Source organism: Shewanella sp. MF05913 (assembly GCF_059758095.1).
In genome coordinates, this window is record NZ_JCAYNT010000001.1 from 734,169 (window position 1) to 754,256 (window position 20,088).

The 20,088-nt window shown below is 38.1% G+C and carries 18 protein-coding genes and 1 pseudogene; 9 read left to right on the plus strand and 10 right to left on the minus strand.

Translation table 11 applies throughout. The annotated features are described in order from the left end of the window. Nucleotides 1–1,276 precede the first annotated feature (1,276 nt). Together AC19MV_RS03250 and AC19MV_RS03255 are read left to right on the plus strand one after the other, a co-directional pair. The gene (locus AC19MV_RS03250; protein ID WP_498305763.1) at nt 1,277–1,837 is read left to right on the plus strand and encodes a hypothetical protein; all 561 of its coding nucleotides are present in this window, start codon (nt 1,277–1,279) and stop codon (nt 1,835–1,837) included. 312 nt (nt 1,838–2,149) lie between these two features. Beyond that, complete coding sequence (locus AC19MV_RS03255) at nt 2,150–3,118, plus strand: hypothetical protein (protein ID WP_498305764.1); 969 nt, start codon at nt 2,150–2,152, stop codon at nt 3,116–3,118. Between the two features lie 992 nt (nt 3,119–4,110). On the opposite strand, the gene AC19MV_RS03260 is transcribed toward AC19MV_RS03255, so the two are convergent. Both AC19MV_RS03260 and AC19MV_RS03265 read right to left on the minus strand, forming a co-directional pair. After that, on the minus strand, nt 4,111–4,977 hold the full coding sequence (locus AC19MV_RS03260) for a PA4780 family RIO1-like protein kinase (RefSeq protein ID WP_432402031.1): 867 nt from the start codon (nt 4,975–4,977) through the stop codon (nt 4,111–4,113). A gap of 249 nt (nt 4,978–5,226) precedes the next feature. Next, nucleotides 5,227–5,706 (minus strand): DUF4124 domain-containing protein, encoded by a 480-nt coding sequence (locus AC19MV_RS03265; protein ID WP_498305765.1) that lies wholly within the window; start codon nt 5,704–5,706, stop codon nt 5,227–5,229. An 802-nt stretch (nt 5,707–6,508) separates the two neighbouring features. Between AC19MV_RS03265 and AC19MV_RS03270 the strand changes: the two genes are divergently transcribed. Continuing rightward, nucleotides 6,509–6,844 carry a YciI family protein gene (locus AC19MV_RS03270; protein WP_498305766.1) on the plus strand — a complete coding sequence of 112 codons (336 nt, stop codon included), beginning with the start codon at nt 6,509–6,511 and terminating at the stop codon, nt 6,842–6,844. 211 nt (nt 6,845–7,055) lie between these two features. Further along, complete coding sequence (locus AC19MV_RS03275; RefSeq protein ID WP_432402148.1) at nt 7,056–7,355, plus strand: 2OG-Fe(II) oxygenase; 300 nt, start codon at nt 7,056–7,058, stop codon at nt 7,353–7,355. Nucleotides 7,356–7,443: 88 nt separating this feature from the next. Here AC19MV_RS03275 and yfaE read toward each other — a convergent pair whose 3' ends face one another. Together yfaE and AC19MV_RS03285 are read right to left on the minus strand one after the other, a co-directional pair. After that, nucleotides 7,444–7,812, minus strand: coding sequence for a class I ribonucleotide reductase maintenance protein YfaE (gene yfaE / locus AC19MV_RS03280; protein WP_498305767.1), 369 nt, complete (start codon nt 7,810–7,812; stop codon nt 7,444–7,446). Then, nucleotides 7,802–8,236, minus strand: a pseudogene (locus AC19MV_RS03285) (ribonucleotide-diphosphate reductase subunit beta); the annotation flags it as partial. The gene yfaE and the pseudogene AC19MV_RS03285, both read right to left, overlap by 11 nt. A gap of 142 nt (nt 8,237–8,378) precedes the next feature. Between AC19MV_RS03285 and AC19MV_RS03290 the strand changes: the two are divergent. Genes AC19MV_RS03290 through AC19MV_RS03300 form a run of 3 tightly spaced genes read left to right on the plus strand, consistent with a single transcriptional unit; the run spans nt 8,379 to nt 14,024 of the window. Next, nucleotides 8,379–9,815, plus strand: a complete 1,437-nt coding sequence (locus tag AC19MV_RS03290; protein WP_498305768.1) for a hypothetical protein — start codon at nt 8,379–8,381, stop codon at nt 9,813–9,815. Further along, nucleotides 9,769–13,335, plus strand: coding sequence for a VPA1269 family protein (locus AC19MV_RS03295; protein WP_498305769.1), 3,567 nt, complete (start codon nt 9,769–9,771; stop codon nt 13,333–13,335). The genes AC19MV_RS03290 and AC19MV_RS03295 overlap by 47 nt, the downstream gene beginning before the upstream one ends. Further along, the gene (locus tag AC19MV_RS03300; RefSeq protein ID WP_498305770.1) at nt 13,335–14,024 is read left to right on the plus strand and encodes a hypothetical protein; all 690 of its coding nucleotides are present in this window, start codon (nt 13,335–13,337) and stop codon (nt 14,022–14,024) included. The genes AC19MV_RS03295 and AC19MV_RS03300 overlap by 1 nt, the downstream gene beginning before the upstream one ends. A gap of 61 nt (nt 14,025–14,085) precedes the next feature. On the opposite strand, the gene AC19MV_RS03305 is transcribed toward AC19MV_RS03300, so the two are convergent. From AC19MV_RS03305 to AC19MV_RS03330, 6 genes are all read right to left on the minus strand, one after another. Beyond that, the gene (locus AC19MV_RS03305; protein ID WP_498305771.1) at nt 14,086–14,358 is read right to left on the minus strand and encodes a hypothetical protein; all 273 of its coding nucleotides are present in this window, start codon (nt 14,356–14,358) and stop codon (nt 14,086–14,088) included. A 45-nt stretch (nt 14,359–14,403) separates the two neighbouring features. Beyond that, nucleotides 14,404–14,568, minus strand: coding sequence for a hypothetical protein (locus AC19MV_RS03310; RefSeq protein WP_498305772.1), 165 nt, complete (start codon nt 14,566–14,568; stop codon nt 14,404–14,406). Nucleotides 14,569–14,817: 249 nt separating this feature from the next. Further along, nucleotides 14,818–15,063, minus strand: coding sequence for a hypothetical protein (locus AC19MV_RS03315; protein WP_047535607.1), 246 nt, complete (start codon nt 15,061–15,063; stop codon nt 14,818–14,820). 27 nt (nt 15,064–15,090) lie between these two features. After that, entirely contained in the window at nt 15,091–16,194 is a 1,104-nt protein-coding gene (locus AC19MV_RS03320) for an SAVED domain-containing protein (RefSeq protein ID WP_498305773.1), read from the minus strand. Beyond that, nucleotides 16,191–16,682 (minus strand): type II CBASS E2 protein, encoded by a 492-nt coding sequence (locus tag AC19MV_RS03325; RefSeq protein WP_498305774.1) that lies wholly within the window; start codon nt 16,680–16,682, stop codon nt 16,191–16,193. Before AC19MV_RS03325 ends, AC19MV_RS03320 begins: the two co-directional genes overlap by 4 nt. Next, nucleotides 16,672–17,922 (minus strand): nucleotidyltransferase domain-containing protein, encoded by a 1,251-nt coding sequence (locus AC19MV_RS03330; RefSeq protein ID WP_498305775.1) that lies wholly within the window; start codon nt 17,920–17,922, stop codon nt 16,672–16,674. The genes AC19MV_RS03325 and AC19MV_RS03330 overlap by 11 nt, the downstream gene beginning before the upstream one ends. Before the next feature lie 306 nt (nt 17,923–18,228). Here AC19MV_RS03330 and AC19MV_RS03335 point away from each other — a divergent pair, with 306 nt between their 5' ends. Further along, the gene (locus AC19MV_RS03335; protein ID WP_498305776.1) at nt 18,229–19,164 is read left to right on the plus strand and encodes a BrxR family helix-turn-helix transcriptional regulator; all 936 of its coding nucleotides are present in this window, start codon (nt 18,229–18,231) and stop codon (nt 19,162–19,164) included. Between the two features lie 521 nt (nt 19,165–19,685). Next, nucleotides 19,686–20,027: a hypothetical protein gene (locus tag AC19MV_RS03340; protein ID WP_498305777.1), complete on the plus strand. Its 342-nt coding sequence runs from the start codon at nt 19,686–19,688 to the stop codon at nt 20,025–20,027. The last annotated feature ends 61 nt before the right edge of the window (nt 20,028–20,088 follow it).

Consider the following 20,088-nt stretch of genomic DNA (forward strand, 5'->3'; position numbering starts at 1 on the left):
CCTCGCGCTCTGGTTGAAAATCAGGCGTGCCATTCTTTCGATAAAGAGCAGTCCAGCCTCGGGTACCATTCTTTACAGTAAGAAATTACATGCGTAAGTATGGTGTGAAAAAGCCTCGACATTAGTCGGAGCTTTTTTACGTCTGTAATTTGGGTTTGATTGTTAAAGGTTAAAGGTTAAAGTCAAAAGCAAAATCCCTCGCGCTCTGGTTGAAAATCAGGCGTGCCGGTTCAAGTCCGGCCTCGGGTACCATTATAATCTCTAGTAATAGAGAGTGGTGTAAAAAAGCCTCAACATTAGTTGGGGCTTTTTTACGTCTGCAATTTAGATTTTATTGTTAAGGCAAAAGCAAAATTCCTCGCGTTCCGGTTGAAAATCAGGCGTTTCATTTTACTCATGGCCTGCGGCCACTAACGTCGTGGCGCTTCGCCCACACCAGACCAAGAGGAAACCAACGGATGTTCCCTCTTTATTTTCTATAAAAGAATTGGCCCAGCCGACATATCAAAATTATTATTCTTTACTAAGCAATAGCAGCGATAATTTCGCGACGTGGTTAAATCCAGCTTTTAACCTCGTTTGTAGCCAGCTTCGGCCACCTCTTTATGGTAAAGAATGAAAATGCTAACGCTTCAGATGGGGCGTCCCTTCCTCTCCAAAGCTAGCTGGCTCTGATAGGCAGGATGCCTTGTAGCACATGGATGTGCGTGAAAGGCTATGTCAGGACTCACGTCATTTTCTTCAACGTCCTCAAGTTCAGAGTTGAATTTGGACATTTTAAATTAAGACAACTAACTCGTTTGTGCCCCATTCCTTGTTAGAAAAATCCAATTTAAACTTTGTTCGAACATCGTTATTGATAGTTTATGAAAGCACCATTTTGAGGGGTAATCTATCTACGCATAACATCATCAAATCTTTACGACAGGGAACTGATTTTTTATACAGTTATAATTCATGTTTATTAAAATAGCCGTGTTGTTTCTCGTTATGTAATTTCGAAAATTCTTGGCTCCACCTAAAGAACGATCCTATCTAGATGAATTTTAAGTCTTTTGTTAGGCGTTAACTCTACATAACGAGTTTGGATCATTCTCGATTATCTTAATCCTCGCTTTCATCTAGACTAAAAGATGATTGATTAGTAAAAAACAAGCTGATAAATTACTTAAACAATTAATAATTAAAGTGTTTTTGTGATGATTTTTAGACAAAACCTAAGGGTGTTTGTCGGGGTTCTCGCTAATACGCTGCTATGCAAATATGGGCTGAAAGCATGGAGCAAGAAATCTGCAAATTCATCGAGCATGGTCGAAAAGAACATAAAGAGAAGGTGTTTTTTGTTGAGCAAGAGCTTGGTGCTGAAATCCATTGGTTTTTTACTCAAGCTGCCCAAGCATTGAAAAATGAACTTTACTTGCCAGCATGCACAAGTTTTCTAAACGGCATAGAGGCTTCTTTAAGAGTCACAATGGCTCAAGTTGAGGTGGCTGAAAGGGTTGAAGAACTCGACCCAGTCAAGACATTAAGCAATAGACTTTTAAAATCCGCATCTGAGGCTGGCTTACCCGTGACTTTCTTAGCTTTCCCAGGTGAAGATGACTTTCTAGAAAAATTAGAGAGCAAGAAACCTAATCAAATTAATGTTGAGGTCGTTCGTATACGTCATAATCTTTGCCACGGAAATATTCTTGAGTTTGTGAATGCTGAGCTAGGTGAGGAGAGTTTTTTCTTTACCCCAGAGTGCTGTCGAGAACTTGCACAGCAACTTTATGAAATATCAAAAAACTGGGCAAAGGGCCTTGGCGAGTTTAGGCGGGACCAGCTCAATGCATAACAAGGCAATTAAAAATCGCCTACAAAAAGCGTGGGCTGGACTCGCTAGTACTCGCCTTTTATTGCGGTGTTGAGGCCGTAGAATTACTCTAAAGTAGAAAATAGCAGGTGATTTTTGTATTCATACAGCCCGTCAAACTCACTTTCTAGTGGAATATTCCCTCAGATTTCACGTAACAACGCAATTTGAGGCTTATTTTTTTAATTAATTTTGAGACTGTTTTTCTAAAAATAGAAATTCTACAGTCTCGTTATGTGACTATAGTCTGTAGTAATTCCTGAACATTGAATTTATTAATGAAATGGTAGGTTAATGAAGGTATTTTTAGATACAAATATTTGGCGCTATATAGCAGATACTGGGGCATTTAATACTTTAGTGGAAACTGCTTCAAGTAATGGAATTGAATTGGTAGTTGCGCCTGCTTTAGTTCATGAGGTTAGACTCCTGAAGGATGATACTCTGCGTAAAAAAATTCTCAGTATTATTGCAAGTCCTCGTTTAGTTCGCTTAATGCCTGAAACTTATCTTGAAGCAGAAGCTATTAAAAAAGTAATGGAGAAGTACCGTAGAGAGTGGCTAACTCAAAATCCCGATGGCTCTGAATGTGATTCATTAATAGATGAATGGACAAAATCTGAAGGTGGGTATTGGGAAGATGCAGCAAATGATATATCACCTCCAGCTACAGATGAAAGCCAACGAGGAGAATTGGAGCATGAGCTTGCACAACAAGAATCAATAGAAATTCGCGTACGGATGATTGAGAAAAAATCTTTATTGCCTGCGTCTTTAGATCTTAAAAAGGTCTATTTTCCTCTACCTGCTGAAAATTCAGAACCTGCAAGGGAGTTGGTTGAATACTGGCGATTTCAAAGTTTGTACATTTTTATAGCTGAATTTGCAATTTATACCAGTCCATATCGGGAGTGGCTTGATTACTTCATTGAAGTTTCAAAAATTGAAAGTCAACCGGATTCGTTGGCTGAGCTATGGTATAACGAGGTATCGATTAATGAACTACCGAGGGAGTGGTTACGTGGTGCATTCATGTATCTACAATGCTTTCATAAAATAACCTCTGGCACACCTGGTGATTCGCAACTAAGTTCACATTTAATAGATGTCGATGTAGTAATGTCCGCGGATAAGAATTTTATTCGGTTTGTAAAACAATGTAGACAAGATGCTCCATTTCCAATTGCTCAAGAGTACTTAATTTCTGCAGGTTCAACTGGTGTTGAGGAAGTAATACACCATATGCGTGAGTTAAATTTATAACGTATATTAAACGTCACATAACTAAGGATATGTGAAGGATATGGATATGTGTGGATATGTGGGGTCAGTGTAAACTTTAATTGATACGCATACATTTACTAATTCCACTACCCATTTTTAAACCATTTGCTTTAACGCATTTATGTCCAAAAACGAGTTGTTCTTAGCTTTCAAATGCCCAAATTAAACGCTGAACTTGAGGGTGTTGAAGATTATTTATAAAAGAATACGTGTTCTGAGCATGCCACCACAACATTTGTGGTTATAGGTCAAAATCACAAGGCATAAAGAAACACCTGGATCCCGGCTTAAAAGCACTGCCGGGATAATGAGAAGAGTGTTAACCAGTTTTGTCCAAAAATGATTTGGTCTTAGCTTTCAATGCCTAAATTCAACTCTAAACTTGAGGCCGTTGAAGAAAATGACGTGAGCTAGCCATGGATGGCGTACTAGCTTTGGAGGGGAAGGGACGCCCCATCTGAAGCGTTAGCATTTTCGAATAAGGCCGAGGCCGATTCCAAATAGAGTTAAAAGCTGGATAGATTTCCGTCGCAATTTTTTCGCTGCTGTTGTTTGGTGAAAAAGCGAAAATGTTGCCGGAACGGCAGGGGTGATCCAAGAGGGGATTGCTGTTGATCCCCTTTTGGCCAGTGCAGGGTGGAACCTTGCGATCTTACTTCAAACGAAGTTTGAAAATTCTAGCTTGGCCGCAGGCAATGATATGTGGGTCTGTGGGTCAGTGGTCAGTGTAAACTTTAATTTATTACCGTACATTTCCTAATTTCACCGCTCATTTTTAGACCTTTTGCCACTGACAAACTTCTGTTCAATAACAAGTTAGCCTTAGCCTCAAAATGCCAACATTCAACGCGGAACTTGAGGTTATTGAAGACTTTTTACAAAAGAATACGTGAGCCTATAAATAAAAAGGCAACCTAATGGTTGCCCTTAATTTATGCTTGTTGGTTGTTGTCACGCCTGGTTATAACGACTTAATCATCATAATGATCATTATCTATCGCCTGTTGGCGTTCGCGCTTAAACTGAGCGTCTTCATAAGCAGCGTTGATTTCTTCAAGTACCGAGTCAATATCAGCTGCATTGGTATCGTCTTCAAACAAGCCTGTAAGTGCGGTATCTGGCTCGAGTTCACCTTGTTCGTAAAGTGCCCACATTTCTTTAGCGTATTTTGTTTGCAGCAGCTCTGGAGCGAATTGGCCGTAATATTCGGTCATGTTATTCACATCACGGTATAACATTGCTCTGGCATTGTTGTTAGCGGATGCATCGACGGCTTGTGGTAAGTCGATGATCACTGGACCATTACTATCAACTAAGACATTAAATTCAGACAAGTCACCATGCACAATACCGGCACATAACATACGTACGATGTAGCCCATCATGGTGTGATGTTGCGACATGGCTTGAGCATGAGTTAAGTTAACGTCGTTTAAACGAGGAGCAACGTCGCCATTGGCGTCAGTGATTAACTCCATCAATAATACGCCGTCAAAACACCCGTAAGGCACTGGAACGCGGATTTTAGCTGCAGCGCATTGATACAAAGCATCAACCTCGGCATTTTGCCAGGCTTTCTCTTGTTCTTCGCGGCCATATTTAGAGCCTTTTTCCATCGCGCGACCACGACGGCTATTTTTAGTTTTTCGTCCTTCTTGGTACTGCGCGGCTTTTTTAAAGCTGCGCTTGGTCGCTTCTTTATAGACTTTGGCGCAGCGAATAGCATCGCCACACCGGATCATATAGACGGTGGCTTCTTTGCCACTCATCAGTTGGCTTATCACTTCATCAACGAGACCATCGTTAACCAGTGGCTGTAATCGTATTGGGGTTTTCATAGCGCTCGTTATACCTTAGTTGCGACTATGATGATATATCTTGGCAGACTTTTTTTATCTTGTTTTGACATCCGGTAATTTTTTGTACAGTTTCTATCGGTTTTAATGCGCATATTCGTATATTAGTGACAGATTATTGGTATTAGAGTCGTAACAACAATATCCATTAACGTTGATTGATGGTTTCTATGTTCGCCCTCACACCCTTGTTCGTCAACATGGAGGTTGGAATAGTAATAGTATTTTCAATTAAAATCTTTCGTATTTAGTTGTATTCCCTAATCGGTCAATCGATTTAAGGCTATCACTTGAAACAAATATAAAGTTCTCATAACTACTTGTACTCTTTATATATTTTCGCTGATTATTTTTGTCTAAATAACCTGATAATGTATTTTTCATCTTGACCCCTTTTAAGCTCCATGACCCCGACATTTCGCCTTTGATTTTACCGGTTAAAGACATTGATAGTGTCCTATCATCATTGATTTTCATATCAAATGTATGTCCATCACTGCTACTACAATGCCAATTCCCAATTAGCTGTTTTTCAGATATTTCTACAGAGGGTGAATTTTGAGGGGTAATCGTTAACGTTTCAGATTCTATGTCCACATCTCTTGGGGGAAATTGTGAGAATTGTGTATTCCCATTTTCATCTACCCATTTATATACTTCAGCAATACTAACAGAACTGATGAGTATCAATAGCAACAACATAAACTTCATAAAAAACTCCGTAAAAATTTTAGATCAAATGCCAATAAAAAAGCAGTAACACTAGTTATAAACTTAAATAAACGAATATCTGAGCAACTATAATATGGTAATTTTATAATAGATTTGTTGATTAGGTGCATTTCATCTAAAGTATGATGGCATGGGCATCTTCACTATAATAAAGCACATTACGACATTTATTTGAGGTTTATGAAATACAACAATTAGACCTTTAATTTTTCCATAATAATAACTTTTTATAACGTTAACCATCATAGTTTATGAATAGTTAACCAATGTTTTGCCTTCTTAACAATAATCAAGTGAGACAGCGAATAATACTAATTGCGATAGGACGCTTATTTGATGCCTCTAGCATTGTGGTGCAAGTGGTAATTTATGCTTACCTTTAATAGATTACTACTTTTTGGACTTTAAATAATCGGTTTTAAACTATCATAGAATTGACTATTTCTCCATCATCCAGGCCCATTTTTGCGGTAGTTAACCGTGCCCATTTAAACTCTATTTTTTAACGGCTAAAAATCCTTTACGATTTGTATATTTAGTGGGAGTAAAAAACATAAAATCACTTTTAAATCAGTGTTATATAAGCAGGGGAGGCTTAAGTCTTTCAAGTGAGGGGTGTTTAAGCATATTAAGTATAAAGACAAAGAAAAAGAGCGCTATTTGGTCACACTGGCGAGATCAATTAAGCTATTTTTTATCTCTTTGTTTTTAAAGAAGACGTACGAAAAACGCTCGAGTATGATCAGCCCCTACAGAAAAGGTGGGGGCGGATGAATATGGCATGAAGCGTTATGTGATGGCGTTTTTAAGTCGAGGGCCTAATCTAGAACGTCCCAAAGCAGAAGCTGATGAACTGCAACGGTTACACATGGCCAATATTGGACGTTTAGCCGAAGAGGGCAAATTGGTATTGGCCGGGCCTTTTTTAACTGATGGCGAACTCCGTGGTATTTATATTTTCGATGTAGAAACCATTGAACAGGCTCAACAATTAACTGCAACCGATCCAGCGATTAAAGCAGGCAGTTTGGTAATGGAATTAGTCCCCTGGTATGGCAGTGCTGCGTTAATGGAAGTCAATGCGATTCATAATACGCTGGCCAAAACGCTGATGTAATGCATCAAGGGTTTATGGTTTTTTATCATCAATAATGAAAGTATGATTGGCGTTTATCACTGTTGTTTTAAATCATCTTTTCGGCTTTTTTGTGGTATTACATATCAATAGCGGATGAAAACTTAATAACATATGCATAATTGAATGGTTTAGCGGCATCACTTGGCGATGATTAACCCGTACAATATCGCTAAGTGAGTTGATTGGAGCCATTATGGCCAACGTGGTTAATAGAGCAATATTTAGCAGTAGGGTATTTTCAGTTAATTTAGTCACTTATCATGAAAATCATCGTGTGATGAAACACGTTGATCCTGTGCAGCAAGGGCGATATTACAAGTTCAATATAGTGCTAAAACAACCTTTGCACGGAGGCGTATTTACGTGTGAGAAATACATCATGAATTTATGCCATAGGGTGTATTTGTTTCGCCCAGACTTATACGAACACAGCGTCACTAAGATTGAATCTGGCAAGCGGGTGCTATTGAGTGTGGCTATAAATATGTAAATTGTACCTGATTTGCAGGTATGAAGGCTAAACAGTAGCCATAGTCGATAACGAGGTGAAATACGGCATGATAAGGTTTAAGGATCTATTAACCTTCGTGCGCGAGTTTGGTGAGCACTGGTGCAGGACTATGATTGGTGTTGTATTGACGTTTGGCGACGACTTCAACACCTTGGCAAGACAGCTTAAGGTTGAGGTCGGTTTCGGGCACACAACAGCAGGGTAGGCATTCATCTGCGTTAAGTTCTGCTAATGGCTGGGTAAGGTAACTGACTTCACCCGAAATCAACGTGGTTTTACAGGCACCGCAAAAACCATTGCGGCACTCTGAAAACACTTTTACTTTTTTAGACTCAAGTGCTTCTAATAAGCTTGAATGTTTACCGTCAAATAAAATCACCGGCTGACCTTTCAAGCTTACAATTGGGGCTTTTTTGAAATACTTCTTATAAGTCAAAATCTAAAAACTCATCGCCATCGACAGAAGAATCAATTTGACCGACAAGATAAGATGATACTTCTACTTCTTGTGGGGCAACTTGCACTGCATCACTTTCTAACCAGTTTTTCATCCACGGCAGTGGATTCGATTGCTCATCGTAAGGTTGCGGTAAGTGAACTGACTTCATCCGTTGGTTAGTAATAAACTCAACATACTGGCATAAAATCTGTTCATTTAAGCCAATCATTGAGCCATCTTTGAATAAGTATTTAGCCCATTCTTTTTCTTGCTCCGCCGCTTTGACGAATAAATCATACGCTTCTTGCTTACACTCAGCAGCAATTTCGCCCATTTCTGGGTCATCTTTACCGCCTTGCATTAGGCTTAATATATGTTGTGTGCTGTTAAGGTGTAATGCTTCATCACGCGCGATTAAGCGATAATGTAACAAAGAGAATATTCCCGTACAGTCCTTTAACTTGTATTTAATATGTATAAATGTGATAAAAAGTTCATTTGTTGACAATTTGCTTCTAGTTATTATACTAGTCCCATATTCCCATAAGTATTTGATGATGATCATGTTAAATAATCTTAAAAGCAGCTATTGCAGAATCGAATACTATAAAACTAAGCAATTTCCAGACGAATTATTTCCTATTTGTTATTTCTATGATGGATCTGTTTCATTGTCTCTTATTGCATTTTGCAATATGCAATTAAAGGTTGGATCCGGGTCACTGAAAGCACTTGAGAGGACTTCCAGAGTCGTAGCTAGAATCTACCATTTTTATCAAACTCAAAAAGGTCAGAATCAACACTGGGAAAGTCAGTCCGAAGCTATTTTCATCGATTACTTTTCATCGCGTCTACATGGAACTATAACTTCAAAGGGCGACTCCACAGGTCTGCTATATGAAAAAGTGCTTTATAGCACAGCTAAAGCGGAGATCCGTGATTTTAACCGGTATCATAATTTTTGTAGAATATTTATGGGAGTTGTTTCATCTGATGATTATATCGGTGACTTGTCTAAGCGTTATAGCTCAAAACTAAAGGCGTCTAAATTTAGCCTTTTGGCTCATTTGGATCTTGGTTCAAAAAACAGTATTGTTACATCCGATAGTGAATACTGGCAGATGCCTTTAAGAAATAGCCATAAAAATGATCGAGCAAGTTTTCAAAGCACTAAGTTAAAAGCATTTCCACACACTAGGCTTTTAGATTTTATCAATAGTCAACAAAACCTAAATATCAAGGCTGCTATGTTGTTACAGGCATTTACAGGACTTAGAGGTAGTGAGGTTTTGCACGTGTTGATAACAGATATTGTCCCCAATTCTCAAAGGGGGATAGAAGTCATTGTAAGTCATCCCATCAATGGAAACACATTTGATCCCATTTTAAGGCAGAGCGTTAAGAGGAAAGATTTATTCGAACGTTTCGCTAGTCAATACAAAGAAAAGTCAGGGTTAAACAAGGTCGATCGCGAATTCTTAAACAATCTGAGACCACGAATCGATATCCCTAGTAAATATAATCTAGACTGGAAAGGAATGTGTTTTCCCAATGTTGATTATAATATCGAATATGGCTACACACTTGATTGGATAGATGATTTTGCAAAAAAAGAGTTTGAAAGGTTAGTTCCTTACTTAAAGAGACAACGACGTCGCGGACACCCGTATCTGTTAATTACAGAAAGTACTGGAATGCCTCTTACAATCTCAAATTACACGATGACTTTTAGGCGTCAGTCAGAAAAAATATGCGGCACAGCATATGGTCCGCATAGCCTTCGCCATTTTTGCGGAGAGTATTGTGCAAATGCTTTAGATTTTAGTGTAGAACAAACTAAATCTGTTATGCGTCACACCAGATCTAGTTCGACTCAAGTTTATTATAGGAAAACAAAGCAAAAAGTACGTTCTGAATTGAAAAAAATCCATGGGATTGGCCTAGGCAAAGATAATGCTTGGAAGCAAACTCAACAATCTATCAGAGAATTATGGGCTTGATATGAATCTAAATAAGCTTTTTAATCAATGGGACAAAGAAAATCCAGTAAAAATTAGCACTCACCTGTCTGACTTAAAGATAGGTGAAGGTTTCTTAGATGGAAATAAAGTTGCTTATAATGACTCTATTAATATGTTTATTGTTGATGAAAGAGCATTGAATGAATTGACCGACATAATCTCTCAACTAGATGATTTGTCGCTTGAGGAATATGTATTTCGTGTTACGCCAACGTTTTCTATGAATTCAGAGGCAGATTTTAGTCGTCATCCATTTTCTCGGGGTGACTTAAAAAAATTATCAATTGATAATGAAGACAAACTTAGGCGACTTGTTCAGGAAATTGATATTTTTCAACATTATGATTTTAAACCTCGTGGTGGTGGGGTTATGTATAGCAGTTTTATGATTAACATAAGAGAAACATTTGAGGGTTTTAACCCACTTGATATTGTTAAATTGTTATTTCATATTGCTTCTGGTACAGGTTTTAAACCTAAAGAAAACTATAGAGTAAATAAAGATACTTTTTCAATGTTAGATATAGAGAACTCTGCACTCTATTTCTTTATTCAACTGGTTAAGCATAAATATAATGATGATCGTGCACCGGATAAGGGGGCATCTGAATTAGCGAAAAAGTTTAAAGAAGATATTGTGGACATTAAAAGTTCAAGAAACCAATTTTCTGATTATGTTTATACAGTTTGGCAGCAAGCTAAAAGCCTGTTTACACTACTAAATCTGCTGCATTCAGAAAGGTTAGTTTATCATGCTCCATTTAAAGCTGTTAATTTTTTCAGGCCAGAACCTTTTGAAATGATGTCACTTAAGCATCCAATATCTAAACCTCTCGAAGAATATATCAGATCGTCTGAAATAAATAAACATGAAATAGATAGCCTCAGAAGACTCTATCGTTTTCCTTTCAAGGGAATTGGTAATATACCAAAAGATTTTTTTCTATCAATTTTTGAAAACATAAGGAACTCTAATACTTACAATACTAGTACAGGAATACGTTACAAGTCTTTTTCTGACTTTTTAACTTATTTAAATGTAAATTTTCCCATAGAATATTTAGACCCAAGCGCTCTTAAGCGTATAGCTAATGCCAATCTTTCAAAAAGAAACCCCAATTTACTGTGGGCAAAAGGCAAAGTTAGTTCAGAAATCAGGGGCCTATTAAGTGAATGGCTTAAGCAGAAATCAAACACTGTTGTTGCTGATAAGATAAACTTGTTTTTGGACTATATTATTTACTTGTCAGAAAACAGTGTTGAAATAACTAGGTTAGAACAGCTTCGTGCCTCAATGTTTTTTGATGTTATGAACAATGAAATTACAAAGTCTTTTTTTGAATTTATAAAATTAAAAAAACGTACAAGTAATACTAATCGGTCAATTTGGTCAACGGTTCATCAGTGTTTGACTTGGTGTTTTAATAAATTGTCATTACAAAATGAAGTATCTCTTCTATGTCCAATGCCTCGAGCTGCAGATGTTTTTAAGCTCAAAGATGTAAATCTACAACAGACTTCGCGAAGAGCAATGCCATCAACATTCTATGATATTCTTTTAGAAGTCGTCACCGAGGATGACTATAAAAATACACGAAGTCCTCAGAAAACGACATTATTAAATAGTGAGACAGGAAAGAAAGAATTAGTTTATTTTAAGAATATTGCCAGGATAATTCATTTGTTATTACTCGTCCCACTTCGTTCACATCAAGTTCGATGGTTAGATGAGGGACTTCTTGACGACGAAATATATGATTATCAGCACTGTAGATATGTTAAAAATACAAGTGATCTAACACAAATAAAATATAGTGATGGTAACACGCACTCCAAGAAATTTGGGCGTACAGGTTTACTAAGAGCAAGTTACAACGATGATATCACGGAGTTGGGCTTATTTATCAATACAAACAAGACAGGTCTGACATCCTTAGCGAAAAAAGGGAATTATGGGTATGAACTTAATTGGCCAGCAGAAACAGGAATAGAAAATGTTGATAAGGTTTATGAGATAATTCTTGAACAAATTGAATTTAATCGTAAATATGCATCAACAAGAAACTTTACCACCCCGGTTAAGGTAGTGGATGAAACTGCTGCAAAATACCAAACTGGAATGTGGGAAGATATGCCATACCACATTCCTCTTTTCAGAGATCCTAGGCAGATGCGGATATCTGACAGAATCAAGCTTGACCAAAATCATTCCCGTGAACCTTTGTGTTTACCTCCTAGTGCTGAATCTATCAGGAGTGTTTTTTATAAAGTACTTGAGATTGCAGATAAACGCTATAAAGAACGCTACCCGGAATATACAAATCGTTCGGTGGCATTTGATTCTAAAGAGCATCGTATTTTCGATGTTCACACGCTAAGAGTCTACGGTATAACTAGCTTACTAGAACAAGGCTTGTCGCTAGAAACAGTCCAAGCACTTGTCGGCCATGCCACCTCACTGATGACTTTATATTATAAAAAATTATTAGCAGCTGACTATAAACGACAATTATTGATAGCTAAAGCAAAAGGGGGCGCAGCTAGAGTTAACAGTAAAAGATTCTTGACTGATGATGGTGAGGAATTAATTGCAATCTTCGATACTTCGGGTGACGTTAATGAATTCGGAGAGCAATACCACCCCAATAATTTTACTAGCGGCATGCCTATAATTTTGAATGGTGGTGTATGTTTTAGCTTCAATTGTGACGAAGGAAGAGTTTCTTTTAAATTATCTAGCACTGGTAAGGAGTCGATTGTTGTCGAATCAAATGAGTACCAACGCTGTGGCTTATGTCGTTTTTTCAAGTCTAGCCAACAGTTTTTACTAGAACAAATACATTATTATAATGTTGTAAGTGAAGAGATTATAGAAACGATAACACGTCGAGATACATTGATTATTAAGTCTAAGGAAATATATCAAAATTCATTAGTTGATTCACATTCTCTTATTTCACATCAGTTATCGCACAAGATTGATGATATTAATTTGGAACTAGCAAAACTGATTCACGAGCGAGAACGAAGAGGGCAACTATTAACTGCATCATTAGAGAAAGCAGGGTTAGTTAGTAATCTGACAAACTTGTTGCCATCTATACCAGGCTCAAGTGAAGTAAAATTGACTGATGTTCAGAAACTTAATTTGAACACATTTGATAGATGCATGGAAATATCGACTCAAGCAATGATTCTTGGTTTGGAAGCCGATGAGCAATCATTACCAATGAGAAAGCTACAAATTCTTTATAACAAACTCTCTGACATTACAAAGAACCCGAATGCACTACTATATCAACCTGATGATGAAGTAAAGCGTGTTGTACTTTTGTACAAGTTACAGCATCTCGTTGAAATTATGGGTAGAACATTTACAGATGAAGAGTTTGATAACCCCATATCTCTGTTTGAAAAACTATCACTAAATGATGCCAAGAAAATAAGTCAAGCCCTACAGGAGTTTAGTTATTCTCCGCCCCAATTAGGAGAAAATTAATGAGCATAGTTGATACGTTGGTCGCAGACAAAGTCACAAGTGATCTCTTGGATAAATACACCGATTCTAGAATCAAGAAATCGATATTAAATGTTCAACAATCTTGTTTCGCTCTGATAGAGGAAAAAAAACGTATAAATAGAGATACAATTTCGTCATATTTGTTGGAGTTTTTTAGCTCGAAACCAGCAAAAAAAACGTTATATAATGACCCCAAAGGGATATACGGTACGATAATAACTGCCTATGGAGATTGTAACCCTGCAAATAAGATTAAAAATGAAAATAAATCAATAGGACAGCGTAAAAGTTCGGTGCCTGCTAACGATTTACCGCTTGAGGTGCAGATTTACATACAACAACTTGAGAACGTTGTTCATAGTCAAAAGCTGCAGTTAGATAAATTTTTTGCAGAAGATACACATAATAATGTACTAGATATCGATAACATGCTGGACCAAAAGCCGGATGAACAAGGACACATTAAAGTAGAACGTGTAAATGGCCTGAATTCACAACAACAATTAACCTTAAGGATAATTTTGGGGACCGATGATGAAATAGGTATCAGTCCGGTTGAGTTAAGTGGCTCTCTTAATGAAAGGATTGGAGTTGATAAAGAAACTGGACAACTTATTCTTAGACCATCTGATTTTAAGGCATTAATGGGTATCTTCGCGGATGAATAATGACTCCAGGTCTCAAGATTGAGTCTTTCAGTTTCTATTTAAAATTCATAAGAGCCTTTAGTCATGGCGTTTTAGCTAAACTGGTCGGAGACGTAGAAAAGGAATAAAATGACTGAATAGGCAGCTGGGAAAGTACAGGGTAAGAGGATGAAAATTCACTTGCCAAAAAAAACTTTTCAAGGTAATCGGTGTTGCGATTGGCTTTCATTTGTTTCGCTCTTACTCCTTTTTTCAAGCTTGTCCTTGACTGAAGACGATTCACTGCAACATGCCTAACACCTGCCATAATTTCCGGTGCACCATTACGTCGGATCTGACTATCATCTTCTTTCATTCCAACATCAAGTTTCCAGTGCAACCCATTTTCAATACTCCAATGCTATCGGGCACTTGCTGCCAACTCTTCTGCCGTTAGCGTGGCTGAACTGATGTAGTACCTAAAACTTAATTCTTTGGATACTTTGCCTTTTTCTTTTCGATAAGAAATGATCACCCAAATTGTCGTTAACATTGGCCAATCTGCCGCAGCGGGGATTTGACTCATGTCATTGGTCACAATACAGCACCGATACTCTTCTCTATTCCGTTGGTAATCCGCTTCCTGAAATAGCGTTCCATCCTGAGTAACTTGTCTTGTAGTATGTCTTAAAGACTATCAAGAGGACTTATGATCCCAGTATGATGGCCACCAATCATATGGGTATATATCTCGGTTTTAAATTGGTTTACCTAGCCATTTTTAGTTTCGTATAAGGTTTAATAAGAATGGGCTGCATGCACAGCCCTGACTTTACTAACGCTTTTTGTTGGATTGCGAAAGCACTGAAGCAGCTAAAGATTTGGTAACATCATTGTATTTTTCGCTCTGTAACACAGCCGAAGCGACACTTTCCATTTCTGCACCGGTTTGATGTGATGTGCTGGATTGACTTAGTACTGAACCTGCTAAGGCTTTTTGAATCTGAGAAGAACCATTGCTCGTCAAAACAGATGAAGCCAATGAAGCCATTTGCGATGAACTTTGCTTTTTGTTAGTCATAATTGACTCCTTTTTCACTTTTAAACATCAAGCGACATGCTTGAATTCGGTTTGAATGACTGATGGTTTTTTACCCGCTTCATGTAGGATCTTTACACTCCAGGGGTATCTCACTGGTTGGTGACGTTCGTATTGATAGACTGAAACACTTGGTAGGTTACGCTTGTCATAGGCCTGTCCAAATCTGAAGGCAACGCTATTTTGAGATGCAAGCACCAAATGTACATGTTCCACACCTTGAGCTAACAGTGTTTTGCAATATTCCAAGAACTTCCCACTAAGTCGGTCTTGCTTTTCTTGCGACCAGTGGTTGTTTCTGTCAAGTGATGGCAGTGATAGGTAGTGAACCGGAAAACTAGTGAAAACCGAGGCTATAGCCAGCCTATCAACCGGATAAGAAATCGATACTGCGAGTACGACGGAATTACCTTTAATCGATGATGGCTCTATGGTAAATTCTTCACCGTCGTCAACTCCATTCAACCCTCGCCAGTCCCCAACATCCCGGTCCCAGTCATATACTGTGATTTGGCTTTCATCATCTAGTAGGTAACCGGTATAAAACGTAAATGGAACTGGAAATACTCCGCCATAGGCAATTGAAATATCAGAAGCAGCTAACTGAGCTGTCTTCTCGGACAGACTCATTTTCAAGTTATTAACCCTGGTTAACGCCACATCAGGTCTAGTGATTACGTTGTCAGTAATCTTTTCTCGGATGTCATTAACAATTGAATCGACCTGCCATGAGCACTTGTCTTTTATATACTCACTCAATGGTGAATCCGATGTATCAATCAAGCCTCGTTGCTCGATGACTATGGATTTCTTTTTGTCGTTCAGCTTCTTTTCGTCTCGGTAGCGTTGGTATTCCCAAGCAGCCCCGAACACAATCAACCCGACTTCAATAATTAAACAAATACTTACTATAAACTGCGCAGAGCTTGAAGATTGATACCCAAACACCAACGTTCTTTCTGCATCTTTGTACATGAACGATATAGCCCAACTACCGGCCAACGTCATAGGTAACAAGTAGACCCCAGCCCTGAAAACCATCAATGCTGGTGAACGCCTTCTAAACAACCAATCTGCGGCTTTTTCAATAAAATAACAGATCGCTTTTTTCATCTTCCGCTATCTTCAATCACATCATGTTCAACACCACCGCCGTCCCATTCACCACGGGTTAACCAAAACTCAAAATACAGTAACCACATTGAAGCCCATGGCAAAATCGTGCTTGCCAAGAACATGGTTGGTTGCCATTCGCTGACTTTGTTTTTTTGTTTGATTACTGGTAAGTAGAGACAGAGTTGAGTGCCCCTTATGCCTGTTTGGTTCTGGTAAATATGGGGAATTTTCCGACCTTTGGCCAAGACCGATAAATCGGGCTCTTTAATGACGCAGACAGGAGAATGGTTGAGTGTATACTGAATCACCACACGGTATTCTCTTGAAAGTGGTGTGGGTTGAATTGTACCCTCCCACCGCAACGTTTTATCATTGCCTGTAATCACGACTATTCCTGGACAAAATTGCTTCAAAGACAGGTATTGTTCGCGAATGCCTATTTCTGGTTGTTCAAGTCGTTTTAGGAATAATGGATCAGTCGCCATAGAACTGATTCCTTTTAACTGGCTCTACTTGGCTAACAACCCGCGAAGCCGCATGTACCTTTCCTGCAGTGGCTGCAGCTAAAGCTCCTGTACCAAGCACAACGAGCAGATTCCCATTATTTCTGTTCTCATTAACGGCTTCGATAATTCGATTTTTGGCGGCAAGTACCGGCTTTTCCCCAAATGCACCGGACAGTGCTGCGAAAACATTATCCATACCTTGATTGTTTGCACTCGCCAGATGCTCAAATGTATCGACTGCTGCCTGGTACCAAGCATAAAATGCATTTCGGTATTTTTGCCCCTCTTGCCTTTCGACCCGATTCCACTTTTCAGCATAGTTCTCCGGTCTCATTGTGGGATTTGTGACAAAGACCTCATCAAAATTGATCTCAATATGAAAAGGCATCAGCTCAATAACATCCAGAATCAAATCGAACTCGCTTTCATATTCTTTTCCAGATTTTACGACCTTGACGTAAGCTAAACTGGCTAACATTGTGATTATCACAGAGATTGGTCTGAAATCAGCGTGTAGGTTTTCGCCCTGCTGAGACCAAACGTCCCGATGGCGTTTCAAAATTTGGATAATCCTATTGAGCGGTTTCTTCTTTGATTGATCAGGTAATTCCGTAACGGATTTATTGGTCAAGGTTTCCAGAAGTTCGTGCTTTCTGCGTATTACCGGCAACATGGAACAGGCTTTCTCAAACCCTTGAGCCATCCCTTCCGGGTTAGATTCCTTAAAGCCTGTATGCTTATCCACGACCCACAAAGGATGGCCATATAACCCAGGAAGGTCATATTCTTTGGCAGGTGTGATGTCTAAGTGATAATCACCCTTGTAGTTGATCCTAAGCCCTCTGGGCAGATCTTCCACTAACTCTTTGTAGACTTCGTTATCTTTAAGATGTTGTTTGACTACTTTCACTATTTCGTCTCGTGTTGCATGGCCTGCATTAGGTAAAAATAGGATTAGATCTACGTCAAATTCCTCTTGGTATAGAGGTTTGTTTGTTGTTCTCAGCCTCATCGAGCCTTGTGGATATATTTGTGCCTCTTTAAGTAATGGATGGTCACAACTCGCCAGATAGCTACCAACAGTGTTATAGGCTGTCTCAATACGTTCGCGCTGAGTTTTCGTCAGATCTAGGTTGTCAAACACAGAGTCCAACATTTCAACCAACATGGATTTCTTATGTTCACTGAGAGCTCGGGCATTAGTAAATAATTCGGTCACGATATACCTCATTCTATGTTTTAGAGTGCTAGGAAATCCCTTTGACGTTGATTCAGCACTTACTTGCGCGATGAAGAAAGTTGACCTACCGATCAACATACTGTACTAAAGACTTACTCCGCCAACTACATGTTGATAAGCTTTGCATGAATAAACACATCATATAGTGTTTGATTAAATTTAATACTGTACCACGTATAATAATTGGATCTGGCTAGATGATCAAGTGCTTGTTAGTGATCTTTTTTTAGTACATGATAGGTAAGCAGTAATAGCGATTATTCACAACGCGCAATGAATGGAATTATGAACAATCAATACAGTTACTTAGAGCTTTTGGAGAAAACCCAAAGCACTTCCAAAGCAGATCGTTTGGCTTTCATCGATTTTATATTGATGTTTAAAGGGGGTCTAAACCGAAGTGATTTGACCGATTTCTTTGGTATCAAGGAGGCATCTGCATCAGCAGCTATTTCTGACTACAAGAAGTATCGAAAAGATAATGTCTCGTACGAACATAGGGAAGGTAGGAATGTAATAAAGTTGGATACTTTCAATCCACTTCTTAGATTTAGTGCTGAAAGTGCGCTTAGTATGCTGGCTAATGGATTTAACAAGGGTAAGGTTGATAGTCAAAGATTTATACCGTACGAAAGAGTTGCTCTACTACCTAAAAAATTAGATGTTGAAATGATTTCAAAAGTAACTAGGGCTATCAGTAATAGAACCGCTATTGATTGTGAGTATTTTTCCAAATCTATTGGTACTCAGATCAAAAGACAATTGTTTCCTACAGCTATTTTTTATGATGGTATTTCGTGGATGTTTAGAGCATATAGCTTAGGTAGCAAGTTCAATAATGATGGATTCAAGTCATTCAATTTTTCTAGGTTGAAAGCAGTCACAGAAGCTCCGAATATATCGGCGTCGCCAACACAGCGTATTGAAAGTGACAGGGAGTGGCATATATCTATACCAGTAGTGCTTACAGTTCATCCATCAATTGAAGGAACTCAGAAAGAGACACTCATTTACGAGTTTGATATGGATAGGGATACTGAGCAACTTACTATTAGCGTAAAGGCTGTACTCTTTTATTACTTAGTTGAACAATGGAAAATTGACACTCGAAAAGTCAGAGAAATTGATGATGATCGCCGTGGTAACGATAATTATAACTTTTTGTTAATAAATCGCAGCACTATGGAAAATTATAAATGTATGGAAAATGTGCTTAAATGATGTTTTCCTTTTTGAGGTAACCTATGGAAGCCCTCACTGCTCCATATAAAACTGATTATTAATGATCTTTCGGTCTAGCATAGTTGATAGTTCCTTTTATACAAATACTTTTTCTTAAGGTGGTGTCACCATACTTTGTTGTGGGGGCTTAAAACGGTGAGCTGAAAGTTGAGACAACTTTTTTTCTCTAAAACCACCTAAAACAAAACGGCTTAAACATCAGCACTTATTGCCGTAAAAACAACCTATAGAAATTTTAATTCGGAATCAACCAATTAGATTAAAAGCACTAACGCGTTTCTGTCCAAAAGTGTGTTTGAAAGTGATCAAACTTTAATATGGTCGTACACTTATCCAGCTATGATTTCATGTTATGCTTGGTAAGGATCGTCGAATAGTTTAATAGTTGAAATAGATAATAAGTTGAATATTTTAATAGACCTAGGATTGTGACTTATGTCATGGAATTTGATTCTAAAATTTGCTAATGTCAATCACAGAATTCAACTGGATACAATTGCATGACTAAGATTTTGTTAAATTTAGTAGTTATATTGGCATTAATAACACAGTTATTAATGCCAAATAATGCTATGTCTAGCGAAATGTCCGAATCAAGTATGCAAACTAGCTCTATGTCACATTCAGTTATGATGGACAATGATTGTGATGATACCGATAACTGTTGTCCCGAAGATGCAAGCCACTGTATTAGCCATTGCCATGCAGTCGCCAATGTATTTGTTTTGTTATCAGATTCAAATTTAGTTAATGATCTATTCACAAGTTCTAAAGTTAACTCGACTTTATGGATATCAACTCCGGCTTCGCTTGGAAGTCAAAATCCCCCTCCAATTGCTTAATTCTTTATTTTAATTAACCACCTATATTAATTTATAAAGATTTTCGTTGCTCGTTTACTTA